At 58.8% G+C, this 12,636-nt stretch carries 14 protein-coding genes and 1 riboswitch; of the genes, 10 read left to right on the top strand and 4 right to left on the bottom strand.

Annotated features, from left to right (window positions below):
- Window positions 1–130: 130 nt before the first annotated feature.
- On the bottom strand, window positions 131–523 hold the full coding sequence (locus ACNY69_RS13900) for a nuclear transport factor 2 family protein (protein ID WP_418798837.1): 393 nt from the start codon (window positions 521–523) through the stop codon (window positions 131–133).
- Complete coding sequence (locus ACNY69_RS13895) at window positions 520–1,899, bottom strand: MFS transporter (RefSeq protein WP_418798835.1); 1,380 nt, start codon at window positions 1,897–1,899, stop codon at window positions 520–522. The genes ACNY69_RS13900 and ACNY69_RS13895 overlap by 4 nt, the downstream gene beginning before the upstream one ends.
- A gap of 125 nt (window positions 1,900–2,024) precedes the next feature.
- Between ACNY69_RS13895 and ACNY69_RS13890 the strand changes: the two genes are divergently transcribed.
- The gene (locus tag ACNY69_RS13890) at window positions 2,025–2,936 is read left to right on the top strand and encodes a LysR family transcriptional regulator (protein ID WP_293772512.1); all 912 of its coding nucleotides are present in this window, start codon (window positions 2,025–2,027) and stop codon (window positions 2,934–2,936) included.
- Window positions 2,937–2,965: 29 nt separating this feature from the next.
- On the opposite strand, the gene ACNY69_RS13885 is transcribed toward ACNY69_RS13890, so the two are convergent.
- Together ACNY69_RS13885 and ACNY69_RS13880 are read right to left on the bottom strand one after the other, a co-directional pair.
- The gene (locus ACNY69_RS13885) at window positions 2,966–3,442 is read right to left on the bottom strand and encodes a glutathione peroxidase (RefSeq protein ID WP_418798832.1); all 477 of its coding nucleotides are present in this window, start codon (window positions 3,440–3,442) and stop codon (window positions 2,966–2,968) included.
- Window positions 3,443–3,610: 168 nt separating this feature from the next.
- Window positions 3,611–4,411, bottom strand: a complete 801-nt coding sequence (locus tag ACNY69_RS13880; RefSeq protein WP_293772508.1) for an SDR family oxidoreductase — start codon at window positions 4,409–4,411, stop codon at window positions 3,611–3,613.
- 704 nt (window positions 4,412–5,115) lie between these two features.
- On the opposite strand from ACNY69_RS13880, the gene ACNY69_RS13875 reads away from it, so the two are divergent.
- From ACNY69_RS13875 to ACNY69_RS13835, 9 genes are all read left to right on the top strand, one after another.
- Entirely contained in the window at window positions 5,116–6,096 is a 981-nt protein-coding gene (locus ACNY69_RS13875) for a DUF1852 domain-containing protein (RefSeq protein WP_111142131.1), read from the top strand.
- A gap of 29 nt (window positions 6,097–6,125) precedes the next feature.
- Entirely contained in the window at window positions 6,126–7,157 is a 1,032-nt protein-coding gene (locus ACNY69_RS13870; protein WP_111142132.1) for a methionine synthase, read from the top strand.
- Between the two features lie 197 nt (window positions 7,158–7,354).
- Window positions 7,355–7,984: a LysE family translocator gene (locus tag ACNY69_RS13865; protein WP_418798828.1), complete on the top strand. Its 630-nt coding sequence runs from the start codon at window positions 7,355–7,357 to the stop codon at window positions 7,982–7,984.
- A 56-nt stretch (window positions 7,985–8,040) separates the two neighbouring features.
- Complete coding sequence (locus ACNY69_RS13860; RefSeq protein ID WP_418798825.1) at window positions 8,041–8,469, top strand: GFA family protein; 429 nt, start codon at window positions 8,041–8,043, stop codon at window positions 8,467–8,469.
- A 454-nt stretch (window positions 8,470–8,923) separates the two neighbouring features.
- A complete protein-coding gene (locus ACNY69_RS13855; protein ID WP_418798822.1) occupies window positions 8,924–10,042 on the top strand; it encodes an alkene reductase in 1,119 nt (372 codons plus the stop codon).
- Between the two features lie 16 nt (window positions 10,043–10,058).
- On the top strand, window positions 10,059–10,373 hold the full coding sequence (locus tag ACNY69_RS13850) for an ArsR/SmtB family transcription factor (protein ID WP_418798820.1): 315 nt from the start codon (window positions 10,059–10,061) through the stop codon (window positions 10,371–10,373).
- A 122-nt stretch (window positions 10,374–10,495) separates the two neighbouring features.
- A riboswitch (TPP riboswitch) is annotated at window positions 10,496–10,615 on the top strand.
- A 125-nt stretch (window positions 10,616–10,740) separates the two neighbouring features.
- The gene (locus ACNY69_RS13845; RefSeq protein WP_111142137.1) at window positions 10,741–11,679 is read left to right on the top strand and encodes an FAD-dependent oxidoreductase; all 939 of its coding nucleotides are present in this window, start codon (window positions 10,741–10,743) and stop codon (window positions 11,677–11,679) included.
- Window positions 11,669–11,866, top strand: coding sequence for a sulfur carrier protein ThiS (gene thiS, locus ACNY69_RS13840; RefSeq protein WP_111142138.1), 198 nt, complete (start codon window positions 11,669–11,671; stop codon window positions 11,864–11,866). Before ACNY69_RS13845 ends, thiS begins: the two co-directional genes overlap by 11 nt.
- Before the next feature lie 2 nt (window positions 11,867–11,868).
- Window positions 11,869–12,627 carry a thiazole synthase gene (locus ACNY69_RS13835; RefSeq protein ID WP_111142139.1) on the top strand — a complete coding sequence of 253 codons (759 nt, stop codon included), beginning with the start codon at window positions 11,869–11,871 and terminating at the stop codon, window positions 12,625–12,627.
- Window positions 12,628–12,636 lie beyond the last annotated feature (9 nt).

Genomic DNA, 12,636 nt, shown 5'->3' with positions numbered 1-12,636 from the left:
AGCAGGGTTCTGGCTAATCAACTTGCGATCTTCTTCCGGTTATCTGTGCGGGGACAGGTAAACTGCGCCGTTCACTGGTCAGGGTACAGAAGATCATGTTAACCGACGTCTGAGTCGTCAGGGGCGGTGATCACTGCGGCAGTGATGTCTCGTGCAGATGACGCCAGAGAATGTCACCCTCTCTTTTTAATTCGAATACCACCGTTGAGAAGCGCAGCGTCGGCGGCTGGCCGGGCAGTTGCTGTAACTCTTTATAGACAACCGTTGCGCCCTTTTCGCCCTCAGCAATGATTCGCATATCGCTGATCTCAATCTCCAGACCCGACCGGGCAGCGCGCTGCGTGCGGAAGAACGAGGTCAGGGTCGTGAAATCCAGCATGCCGCCGCCAGGCGTTACCATAGAAAAAGCGGGGCTGAAACGCGCCAGAAGCTGGTCACAGATTTCATCCTTTGCCGCGTGGTTGCCCAGCCACGCCCTGATTAAGTCATGGGCATCCAGGACTTCCTGAAAATAGCGATTCATTGTGACTCCCCGTTAAGCATAACTATTATCCTGTGGTTGGCGATGCGCAGGGCGCACAGCAGCGGGATTGCCGCACTGCAGGCCGCAATCGCAAAGCAGAGATGATAAGCGTGTTGCGGGGCCATCCCCGCGTTCGCCAGAAGATTGAACAGCAGGCTGACCAGCGTCACACCGAGGCAGAAACTGAGCTGGCGATTGATATTCCACAGGGCGCTGGCATCCGCCAGATCGCGATCGGCAATCTGTATAAACGCCGCACTTTGCGCCGTGCTGCTGCACAGGCTGCCCCCGAACCCCATCAGCACAAAGGCCAGCAGACAGAGCGGGGTGTCCGCTGCCTGCCCCGTCAGCGCCAGCAGGCCCATCCCTGCCGCCTGTGCCAGACATCCGGCAATCAGCAGCGGACGCGGCCCCCAGTGGTTAAACCGCCTGCCCGTCAGGCTGATAGCAGCAAAAGAGGCCAGCGACCACGGCAGCATCAGCGCCCCCGCAGCACTGGCGGGCATACCCAGCTGATTCTGCAGATAGAGCATGGTGATCACACTCACGCCGGTGAATATGCCAGGGATAAACTGGTAGATCAGCATTGCGGTATGCAGCAGCGGGTCCTTCACCAGATGCAGGTTAAGCAGAGGATGGCTTTTCCTGCGCGCGTTTCTGATATACCCGGCCAGCACGACCAGACCGGCCAGCAGCATCAGTGCGCCTTCGCCAGGCCGCGCCGCCTCGCCCAGCGCGGTCAGCCCGAGCAGGATCAGCGTCAGCGCAGCACTTCCGCTAAGGAGCCCTGTGAAATCCAGCGGATCGGTTATCTTCGCCGGACGATCCGGCCTGAGCCATAACCCCGCCAGCACAAAGGCCACCACCGCCAGGGGCAGGCTGACAAGAAAAACCCCTCGCCAGCTGAGATACTCAACCAGCACGCCTCCCAGAGCGGGTGAGAGTGCCGGTGCCAGCAGAGCAACCAGCATCACTACGGATGAGAGCCTGGCGCGCTCATGGTTCTGGTAAAGGGCATAGGTCAGCGTCTGACCAATGGGGATCAGGAGTCCGCCACCGATACCCTGCAACCCGCGCCAGGCGATAAGCTGTGAAATCGATTCGGCCGCACTGACTCCGCAGGTACTCACGATAAAAATGAGCAGCGAGAGCATAAACAGACGCCGGGCACCCAGGCGGCTGGCCAGCCAGCGACTTAAAGGGATCACCAGGGTCAGCCCCAGAATGTAGCCGTTACTGATCCACGCCAGCTGGCTGACCGGGGCATCGAAGTGTCGGCCGATCTCCGGGTAGGCGACGCTGGCGATAAACATGTTCACCAAATCGATAAAAAATCCCAGCAGATAAACGCTGGCGACGCGGACGCGATAGGTCATTTTTATTCCGGTAGCGGGGGCCTGTGGCGCGCAGTATAGGCGTGACGACGATCGGGATAAATTCAGTTCCTGTTGTTACACTGTCAAAATTATTTTGACAATTGGCCAGCGCAAAGGAGAGGGCCATGATCAATATGCAACGGCTGGGGATATTCGTCGCGGTGGCGGAAGCGGGCAGTTTTACCGGTGCGGCGCAGACGCTCGGGCTGACCAAAGCGGTGGTCAGTTTTAACGTCAGGCAGCTTGAGCAGGAGCTGGGTGTCTCGCTGCTCATCAGGAGTACCCGCCGTGTTTCAACCACTGATACCGGTGAACGGTTTTATCATCGCTGCCTTCAACTGCTGCAGGATGCGGAAAGCGTGCTGGAGGATGTACGCAGCGATCATGCTGGCTTAAGCGGACTGCTCAGGATCACAACGACGCCCGAGTATGGCGCCCGCGTGGTTGTTCCGGCGCTGGCCGCCTTTGCCGCCATCCATCCACAGTTGCGCATTCAGCACGTCTCATCCTCTCAGAATGACGATCTGATTGCCGGTCGTTTTGATGTCGCGATCCGGCTTGGTCAGCTGGCCGATTCAAATCATCACGCCCGGCTTATCGACAGGTTCGATATTCTGGCGGTGGCGGCACCAGGCTATCTCGACACGCTGGAAGGGGCTGCTGTCCGGGACCTGACACAGCTCGCGTCGGCAGACTGGATTGCGCACAGCCGCCTTGCGACGCCGCTGAACTGGCAGGTGATGACGCCTGGCGGAGAAAGTGTGCTTTTCAGCGCCCGCTATCCCGCCATGATCACGGCAGACAGTGCCTCTTCGCTGCTGGCTTTTGCTCTGGCGGGGGCGGGTGTGGCTGTCCTGCCTGGCTGGCTGGTGCAGGAGGAGATAGAGAACGGCAGGTTGACGCATGTGCTGCCCGATCATCGCTTTCCGCGTCAGGGAATTTACGCGCTCTATCCCAATACCCGCCATGTGCCGGAGAAGGTGCGCGCCTTTATCGATTTTCTGAGCGACCGTTCAGGCGCTTCTGGCGGTGCGTGATGACCGGAAAAGGCGAATGCCTGTCCGGATTAAAGGGCCGCCTTAATCGCCGCGTCCATCTTTTCCGGCGGGGTGATTGGTGCGAAACGCCTGAGCGGCTGACCATCTCGCCCGATTAAAAACTTCGTGAAGTTCCACTTAATCCGGCCGCCCAGGACGCCGGGTAACGCCGTTTTCAGATAGCGAAACAGCGGATGCGCCGACGCGCCATTGACCTCGACTTTAGCGAACATCGGAAAACTGACTCCGTAGTTGATGTGGCAGGTCTGCGCGATCTCGTCGGCCCCGCCAGGCTCCTGCTTACCAAACTGATTGCAGGGGAATCCCAGGATCACCAGACCCTGAGCGGCATACTTTTTATAGAGCACTTCCAGGCCCGCATACTGCGGCGTGAATCCACATCTGCTGGCGGTATTCACCACCAGCACCACCTTGCCCCCGAAGTCGGCCATCGTGACAGGCTGGCCATCCAGGCGGGTGGCGGTGAATTGATAAAAGGGCGACATACCATAATCCTCAGAGCAGAATCCGTTTTGCATCCACCATAGCACAGTGAGCGCAGCCGCCGTTCAGCTGAACGCCTCTGCGGGCGCGGGTCGCCCGCCGTCCGGTAGGCGGGCGGAAAGGCTCTCTCCGCCCGTCTGAACGTTTATCTCAGGCATCGGTTCAGGGGGTCAGCCGTTGTCGCGGAAGCCGGGATAGAGGCTCATTCCGCCATCAATAAACAGCGTGGTGCCATGCACATAGTCAGACAGGTCACTGGCGAGCCACACGACCGCATTGGCCACATCTTCCGCTTCGCCGATGCGGCCATAGGGGATCAGTTTCAGCAGCTCTTTGCCTGCTTCACCCTGGGTGGTGTCTTCATTGATTGCGGTAGCGATCGCGCCCGGTGCGATGCCGTTAACGCGGATGCGCTCTTCACCCACCTCCTGTGCCAGGGTCTGCATCAGCAGATCCACGCCCCCTTTGGAGGCGGCGTAATTGACGTGGCCCGCCCACGGAATACGCTGGTGCACCGAACTCATATGGATAATTTTGCCCGCCGCGCGGCTGATCTGTGTGTCGTGGTTCTGTTTGCGGAACTGGCGCAACGCGGCGCGTGCGCAGAGAAACTGGCCGGTCAGATTCACGTCAATGACGGTGTTCCAGTCTTCCAGTGACATCTCGATGGAGGGCGCATCTTTCTGGAGGCCGGAGTTAGCGACCAGGATATCCAGCCTGCCAAATGCCGCGATCGTCTGGCTGAAAAGGGCGTCAACGTCCGCCTCTTTCGACACGTCCCCCTTCACGGCGATGGCCTGGCCTCCCGCTGCGCGGATTTTTTCAACCAGTTCCTCGGCCGGTTCTGCCTGACGATGGTAGTTCACCACCACACTGGCTCCAGCCCTGGCGAGTCCTTCTGCACAGGCATAGCCGAGGCCAGAGCTGGCGCCGGTGACCAGTGCAACCTGGTTTTCGAGTGATAAGATCATGAGGCTTCCTTTATTGGCAGATGATGAGCTTCATTAACCCGGCTGGCGTTGTCCAGGGCATAAACGTCGATGCTTCGCTGACATGACGTTCAGTCACCCTGACGCTGGCTGACGCGCGCCCCGGGGCTGAGTCACTGAATTATAGATGCGAAGTCGGGGTTTGGCCGTTATCAGGGGAGTGAGGGGATCGCACGCTGCAATGCGTTAACAGAAATGGATCAGACCTGCACCACTGGCTGGTGGACGACGGAGAAAGTGCTCCGCACCCGGCTGCGATGAAAATATGAGCGGGATGTTAAAAGCCTGACAGGCATGGAATTGACGTTTTAACAATTCTGATTCCAGTGCCGCAATACGCCATGGTGCCTGCGAAGGGATAGCATTACCGATTTTTAGCGAGGACTACAGGCTGCCAGCGGCGCTGGCGCTCACCAGGACAGCCCTGCTCCCTCTTTACGCCCGGGCACGCCACGTTTCACACGCGCCGCAACGCACGTACAGGGGCTGCGACACCGACGCATGAAAAAATCCCCGCATCACCCCGCCAACATGAATTTCCTTCATGTTCGTTGAAAATTGATCACTTTTTTTCAACTCCGGGTTGAGGCATAAAGTAAGAATTGTTAATAACTTTGTGTCATATGACCGTTTGTTAAGGGAAATAGCCCTCGACGTTCATATCAGCGAGCAGGATACCGACAGCGATGAATACTTTAGCCTTTACCCTCAAGCGCATTCGTTTCGACGAAAACTATAACCCTTCGAAAAATACGCGGGCGACGACTAACTTCGCTAACTTAGCGCGTGGCGAAAAACGTCAGGAGAATCTGCGTAACGCCCTGGCAATGATCAACAATCGCTTTAACGCACTGGCAAACTGGGATAACCCAAAAGCCGACCGGTATTCTGTTGAACTTGAGATTATCTCGGCGGAGCTGAACCTCTCTGCCAGTGGCACCGATGAATCCTTCCCGGCAATTGAAATTCTGAAAACGCAGATTGTCGATCATCATACCGGCCAGCGCATCGAAGGCATTGTGGGCAATAATTTCTCATCCTACGTGCGTGATTACGATTTCAGCGTGGTACTGGCGGAATATAACAAAGGCCAGACGGAATTCAGTACGCCCGAAGATTTCGGCCAGCTGCACGGAAACATCTTCAAAAGCTTTGTTAATTCGGCGGCTTATAAAGAGAATTTCAGCAAATCACCGGTTATCTGCCTGAGCGTGTCCAGTAAAAACACCTACGTGCGCACCGGTAATCAGCATCCGGTGCTGGGGATCGAATACCAGCAGGATGCGCCTTCGCTGACTGACTTCTATTTCGGAAAAATGGGCCTGAAGGTGCGCTTCTTTATGCCGCAGGGCAGCGTTGCGCCGCTGGCGTTCTATTTCCACGGCGATCTGCTCAGCGATTACACCAATCTTGAGCTGATCAGCACCATCAGCACCATGGAAACGTTCCAGAAGATCTATCGCCCGGAAATTTATAACGCCAATTCTGCAGCCGGTCACTGCTATCAGCCGACGCTGCAGCATCAGGACTATTCGCTTACCCGTATTGTTTACGATCGCGAAGAGCGCAGCCGTCTGGCGGTTGAGCAGGGCAGATTTACTGAGACGCACTTCATTAAGCCGAATCAGACGCTGCTCTCACAATGGTCTGCTGAATCCGTTCTTTGATTAATTAAACAGAAATAAGGTCACCTGCTATGAAAACGTTATTACCGACATCCACTGCGGGCAGCTTGCCTAAACCCTCATGGATTGCGCAGCCAGAAGTTCTCTGGTCACCCTGGAAACTGCAGGATGGCGAGCTGGTTGATGGTAAAAGAGATGCCCTGCGTCTCTGTCTGGATGACCAGGTGCGGGCCGGTATCGACATCGTGAGCGACGGCGAACAGACCCGTCAGCACTTCGTGACCACCTTTATTGAACACCTCAGCGGCGTGGATTTTGAGAAGCGCGAAGTGGTTCGTATCCGTAATCGCTACGACGCCAGCGTGCCGACCGTGGTGGGTGAAGTCTCCCGTCCGACGTCCGTCTTCGTTGAAGATGCAAAGATTCTGCGTAAGCTGACCGATCGCCCAATCAAATGGGCGTTACCGGGCCCGATGACCATGATCGATACGCTGTATGACAACCACTATAAAAGTCGCGAAAAGCTGGCCTGGGAGTTCGCCCGAATCCTGAATCAGGAAGCCAGAGAGCTCGAAGCGGCGGGTGTCGATATCATTCAGTTTGATGAACCCGCGTTTAACGTCTTCTTCGATGAAGTAAACGACTGGGGCATCGCGGCGCTGGAGCGCGCGGTCGAAGGGCTGAAGTGTGAAACTGCGGTGCACATCTGCTACGGTTACGGCATCAAAGCCAACACCGACTGGAAAAAGACCCTGGGAACAGAGTGGCGTCAGTATGAAGAGGTCTTCCCGAAACTGCAGCGTTCGGCTATCGATATCGTCTCGCTGGAGTGCCAGAACTCACGCGTGCCGATGGATCTGATCGAGCTGATTCGCGGTAAGAAAGTCATGGTCGGTGCCATCGACGTGGCGACCCATGAGATCGAGACGCCTGAAGCCGTGGCCGACACCCTGCGTAAGGCGCTGCAGTTTGTGGATGCGGAGAACCTCTATCCCTCCACCAACTGCGGCATGATCCCGCTGCCGCGCCACGTTGCAAATGGCAAACTGCATGCGCTGAGCGCGGGTGCAGAAATTGTGCGCAGAGAGATCCTGGGCAAATAATCCTGTCTTCCCACGCTGTCCAGCTGGCGACGCTGGCCGGACAGCGTGCAAATCCGCTTTCCTCAGCCGCTGTGTTACATCCCCCCTTTTTCTGCGTTTATTCAGCGTCTTAATGCGTTTCGGTCATAAAGAGACATGGCATTTTCTGGCCTCAGCCGATATAACTGAGCGTTCATCCCGCCCTCCAGAGGAATCACATGGCGCTTTCACACGAACTGCTGCTGATTTTTACGACCTATCTCGTCGCGACGGTCAGCCCCGGACCGAGCAACATGGCGATTATGGGCACGGCAATGAAAAAGGGCAGAGGCGCCGCGCTGGCGCTGGCGGCAGGGGTGGTGAGCGGGTCGCTGCTCTGGGCGCTGCTGGCCGCCTGCGGTGTGCTGACCGTGCTGGCTGCCTTTGCTCAGTTGCTGATCGTGCTAAAAATCGGCGGTGGCCTGTATCTGCTCTGGCTGGCGTTTAAAGCGGGTAAATCGGCCTTACGCCGGACGGAAGCCGCGGCCCTGAACGCCAGCGGGGAGCGGGTCGCCTATGGCCGGCTTTTCCGGCAGGGCATCCTGATGCACGTCGGCAACCCCAAAGCGATTCTGACCTGGGTGGCGATTATGTCCTTTGCGATGAAGCCGGAGGGAGGCGCTTCGACGCTGCCGATCATCCTCTGCGGCTGCGCCGCGATCTGCATCTGCGTTTTCGGCGGCTACGCGCTGCTCTTCTCCACCGCCGTGATGAGCGCCTTTTACCTGCGCATTCGTCGCGGGCTCGATGCGCTGTTAGCCTGCTGCTTTGCGCTGGCAGGCGTGAAACTGCTCTTCAGCCGAAGCTAACTGCTTCTCTGCCGGGTCTGCCGATGGCCCGGCATCTCAACCTGTAAGGCTATGAAATGAAAGGCACCTGTCTGTGTGAAACCGTGACGTTTGAACTCGCCGTCACGCCAGCATTCTATTACCGCTGCCACTGTTCCCTGTGCAGAAAACAGAGCGGAACCGGCCATAACCTCGCGACACTGGTAAAAGAGCGTGACTTCACCTGGTTATCGGGAGAGGCGCAGATCGCGTCATGGTCAAAACCAGGCGGTTATCGATGCGATTTCTGTTCATGCTGCGGCTCGCCGGTGCCGAACCGGTTGCGTAACCCTGCGTATATCTGGATCCCGGTAGGTTTGCTCAGCGAACCTGCCGACATGCAGTGCATCGGGGATTACTGCACCGCTGACGCCATGCCCTGGGACACTACCCGATCGGCATCTGACCACGCCGGACCCGTCGCGTCGCTGGACGCGCTGCTGGTGAGCCTGAAGCTCGTTGATTAATGGCTGGTGTTACCGGGGGTTGTTCAGCGCTAACCCCCAGGTTTCCGAACAGGCTTTAATCTCATTCCGTGAGTGGAGCCGGATTTTTGGCAGGCTTACCTGAGCAAAGATCTGCTGATGGCGTTTCCTCTGGCTGAATCCTGCGGACGGATGCGCGCAGCAACTGTGTCTCTGTCGCGCTCTAAAAAGGCGATGACCATAATAAGCGACAAAAGGGCCATTCGTCACAATACGCGGATGCCGGGCGCACAGGAGAGGCGGAGGAGGACACCGTCCGTCTGCGGAAACGCCTGACTACCCTTCGCCCGGCAGGGCAGGCGTTCACTGAAAAACGTTTCAAACGCTTCGCGTCATCCTGCATCGGATACGCTAACCCGAAAAAAACGATAATACATTTACAAATTTAAATGTGTAAATATAATGACGGCTTTTCACGCATCCGAGGATTTTTTTTATGCCGTCACTGTTCAGCCCCCTGACCCTGGGCGATCTCAGCCTTCGTAACCGCATCGTCCTGCCGCCGCTGACTCGCTGCCGCAGCGAACAGCCGGGCAATATCCCCGGCGAGATGATGGTGGAGTATTACCGCCAGCGTGCCAGTGCCGGGCTGATGATCACCGAGGGTACCCAGATTGAGCCACGCGGGCAGGGCTACGCTTGGACGCCGGGCATCCACAGTGAGGCGCAGATTGCGGGCTGGAAAAAGGTGACAGAGGCGGTGCATCAGCAGGGCGCCACGATTTTCTGTCAGCTCTGGCACGTAGGCCGCGTCTCTCACAATGCGCTTCAGCCGGGCAATGAAGCACCGGTTGCCCCCTCGGCCATCGCCGCCGATAACGTCCGGGTATTTATCGAAACCGGACCGGGTACCGGGATGCTGACCGCACCCAGCGAGCCACGCGAGCTGACCACCTGCGAAGTCAAAGAGATCGTGGCGCTCTACCGGCGTGCGGCGGAGAACGCTAAAGCTGCCGGATTCGACGGCGTTGAGCTGCATGCTGCCAACGGTTATCTGATCAACCAGTTTATTTCGGCGCAGACAAACTTCCGCACGGATGAATATGGCGGCTCGGCAGAGAAGCGTCTGCGCTTCCTGCGTGAAGTGGTTCAGGCGGTCAGCGCAGTCTTTGGCAGCCATCGTGTTGGCGTCCGGTTTGCGCCGCTGTTTTCGAGCACCGACGAAGAGCGCGTTTACCTCGGTCTGGTTGAACGCGATCCGCATGCCACCTATATCCACGCTGCGCAGCTGCTGAATACGCTGGAAGTCGGCTATCTCTCCATCGCCGAAGCGGACTGGGATAACAGCCCGGCGATGCCGGAGAGTTTCCGTATCGCACTGCGCGATACCTTCCATTCTCCGATCATCTATTCCGGCCGCTACACCGCAGAGAAAGCGCAGCAGATGCTGGAAAAAGGCTGGGGCGATCTGTTTGGGTTTGGCCGCAGCTTCATCGCCAACCCCGATCTGCCTGCGCGTATCCGGTCGGGTTACCCCCTGAACGCGGTGGACCACGCCTCGCTGTATGGCGGCGGTGAGAAAGGGTATACTGACTATCCTTTTTACCCATCCTGATACCCTGTGAGGCGGCATGTCCCCGGAAAATGCCCTGAAGCTGCTGGCCAACCCGACGCGTGTGGCCGTGCTGAAGTGGCTTAAAGAACCTGACGAGGCGTTTGCGGGCTATTCGCAGCTCTATCCCTTCGATCAGTACGGTGTCTGTGCCAGCCTCATCCAGGACAAGGCGGGCTTATCACAGCCCGCCACCTCGTTATGCCTCAAGGCCCTGCAGAGTGCCGGTCTGGTAGAAGCCAGCAAAGTCGGTAAGTGGACCTACTACCGCCGCGCCGAACCGCGTATCCGCGAAGTCACTGATGCCCTGACACAGGCGTTGCAGGCGCTCTGATCGCCCTGGCTCCCTGGCGTCGTCAAACGAACCGGAGTTGCCTGTGCCTTTTCATTCCCCCGCGCTTTTCTGTCCCTGCTTTGTGCCCGCGTCTTGACGAACCCGCCCGCTTAACTTACAACTAGAGCCGTCAGGGGAGTCTCGCCGGAGAGACTGAGAGGCTAATAGCGCATCGCGCGGCTTAGCGACCCTTAGAACCTGACCCAGTTGATACTGGCGTAGGAAGACGGGTATCGCCGCCGATACTTGCCGCAGGGGCGCATGCGCCTTTGCCTTTTCCCTCTGTATCACGGGTCTTCGTTAACCAAAACGAGGGCAATGTGAAAAATCTTATCCTGAAACCTTCTCTTCCTGCCGGATGGCGGTCATGAGCCGCTGGTCGGTGCTCGGCAGCGGCGTGGCCGGGCTGTGCGTCGCCACGCTGCTGATGGAGCGCGGCGAAACGGTCGAAATCATCACGCAGCCAGCGTGCCGTGCCGCGTCCCACTGGGCGGGCGGGATGCTCGCACCCTGGTGCGAAGCCGAAAGCGCGCCGCCGGAAGTGATCGCCTGGGGCCAGCACGCGGCCGGCTGGTGGGCGAAGCGCGTGGCGGGTGTAGAGCAGCATGGCACGCTGGTGGTGGCCCCCCCGCGCGACAGCCGCGAACTGATCCGCTTTGCCAGTCTGACCCAGGCGCATCAGTGGGTCACGCCCGGCGAAATCGAACCCGCGCTGGAAAACCGCTTTGCCCGCGGCCTGTTCTTTGCCGGGGAAGCGCATCTCGATCCACGCCGGGCGATGCAGCAGCTGCGCGACACCCTGCAGCAGGCGGGCGTTGCCTTTCACAGCGGACAACCTGCCGGAAAAATCATCGACTGCCGTGGCATTCACGCCGCTGCACAGCAGCCCACACTGCGCGCGGTGCGGGGCGAAATGGTGATCCTGCAGACGTCCGACATCCAGCTTTCCCGTCCGGTACGGCTGCTGCATCCCCGCTTTCCCTGCTATCTGGTGCCGCGTGCCGGGGGGCACTTCATGCTGGGGGCGACCATGGTCGAAAGCCACGACAGCAGCCCGATCAGCGCCAGGGCGATGATGGAGCTGCTCAGCGCCGCCTACAGCCTGCATCCGGCGCTGGCCGAAGCCCGCATTGTGGAGAGCGGCACCGGTCTGCGTCCCGCCTACCGGCAGAACCTGCCGGAGGTGCGCTACGAAGAGGGCCGTTTCTCGCTGAATGGCCTCTACCGCCACGGCTTCCTGCTGGCCCCGATCATGGCTGAAAAACTTATGCTGCAACTGACCCAGGAGATGACACATGCGGGTTGAACTCAATGGACGCACAATCGAAACCACTGCCAGCACGCTGGCAGAACTGATGGCGGAGCAGCAGATCGATCCGCGCAGCGTCGCCACCGCCCTGAACGGTGCATTTGTGCCGCGCAGCGGCTATGCCAGCCAGCGGCTTGAGGCGGGTTGTCAGGTCGAAGTTCTGTCACCGATGCAGGGAGGTTAATCATGTTTTATCAGTTCGAACCCCGATCGCGCTTTCTGCTGGGCACCGCCGGGTATCCCTCGCCGGAGATCCTTCACCAGGCGATCGACGCCTCCGGCACGGAAATTATTACCGTCAGCCTGCGGCGCGAAGGCAACGAAGGCGGGGCCTTCCGCTCGCTGCTGCAACAGGTGAATAAACGGATTCTGCCCAACACCGCGGGCTGCCACACGGTTAAAGAAGCGGTGACGACGGCGCAGATGGCGCGCGAACTCTTCGACACCCCGTGGATCAAGCTGGAGGTCATCGGTCACGCCGACACGCTGCAGCCCGATCCTTTTGCGCTGGTGGAAGCGGCCCGGATCCTCTGCGCGGAGGGTTTTCAGGTCTTTCCCTACACCACGGAAGATCTGATCGTAGGTGAAAAACTGCTGGAGGCGGGTTGTGAAGTGCTGATGCCCTGGGGGGCGCCGATCGGCTCCGGCCAGGGACTGCGCAACATCGAAGGGCTGCGCGCCATGCGCGCCTGGTTCAGCGATATACCGCTGATTATCGATGCGGGCATTGGCGCACCGAGCCAGGCGGCGCAGGCAATGGAGATGGGCTTCGACGGCGTACTGCTCAACACGGCGGTCGCCAAAGCACGCGATCCGGTGCGAATGGCCGGGGCCTTTGCCGCCGCCATTCGCGGCGGCCGCGAGGCATTTGAGGCGGGGCTGATGGAGCCTCGCGATATGGCATCGGCCTCGACGCCGATTTTCGGGCTGGCACAGTTCAGTTAAGGAGCGGCA

Source organism: Pantoea graminicola (genome assembly GCF_048452665.1).
Lineage (GTDB): Bacteria > Pseudomonadota > Gammaproteobacteria > Enterobacterales > Enterobacteriaceae > Pantoea.
This window is presented reverse-complemented; position numbering and strand designations above follow the sequence as displayed.

Excerpts from the sequence above, each read along its gene's own strand:
- ACNY69_RS13900 (WP_418798837.1), bottom strand. The coding sequence starts at position 523 with ATGAATCGCTATTTTCAGGAAGTCCTGGATGCCCATGACTTAATCAGG.
- ACNY69_RS13895 (WP_418798835.1), bottom strand. The coding sequence starts at position 1,899 with ATGACCTATCGCGTCCGCGTCGCCAGCGTTTATCTGCTGGGATTTTTT.
- ACNY69_RS13890 (WP_293772512.1), top strand. The coding sequence starts at position 2,025 with ATGATCAATATGCAACGGCTGGGGATATTCGTCGCGGTGGCGGAAGCG.
- ACNY69_RS13885 (WP_418798832.1), bottom strand. The coding sequence starts at position 3,442 with ATGTCGCCCTTTTATCAATTCACCGCCACCCGCCTGGATGGCCAGCCT.
- ACNY69_RS13880 (WP_293772508.1), bottom strand. The coding sequence starts at position 4,411 with ATGATCTTATCACTCGAAAACCAGGTTGCACTGGTCACCGGCGCCAGC.
- ACNY69_RS13875 (WP_111142131.1), top strand. The coding sequence starts at position 5,116 with ATGAATACTTTAGCCTTTACCCTCAAGCGCATTCGTTTCGACGAAAAC.
- ACNY69_RS13870 (WP_111142132.1), top strand. The coding sequence starts at position 6,126 with ATGAAAACGTTATTACCGACATCCACTGCGGGCAGCTTGCCTAAACCC.
- ACNY69_RS13865 (WP_418798828.1), top strand. The coding sequence starts at position 7,355 with ATGGCGCTTTCACACGAACTGCTGCTGATTTTTACGACCTATCTCGTC.
- ACNY69_RS13860 (WP_418798825.1), top strand. The coding sequence starts at position 8,041 with ATGAAAGGCACCTGTCTGTGTGAAACCGTGACGTTTGAACTCGCCGTC.
- ACNY69_RS13855 (WP_418798822.1), top strand. The coding sequence starts at position 8,924 with ATGCCGTCACTGTTCAGCCCCCTGACCCTGGGCGATCTCAGCCTTCGT.
- ACNY69_RS13850 (WP_418798820.1), top strand. The coding sequence starts at position 10,059 with ATGTCCCCGGAAAATGCCCTGAAGCTGCTGGCCAACCCGACGCGTGTG.
- ACNY69_RS13845 (WP_111142137.1), top strand. The coding sequence starts at position 10,741 with ATGAGCCGCTGGTCGGTGCTCGGCAGCGGCGTGGCCGGGCTGTGCGTC.
- thiS (WP_111142138.1), top strand. The coding sequence starts at position 11,669 with ATGCGGGTTGAACTCAATGGACGCACAATCGAAACCACTGCCAGCACG.
- ACNY69_RS13835 (WP_111142139.1), top strand. The coding sequence starts at position 11,869 with ATGTTTTATCAGTTCGAACCCCGATCGCGCTTTCTGCTGGGCACCGCC.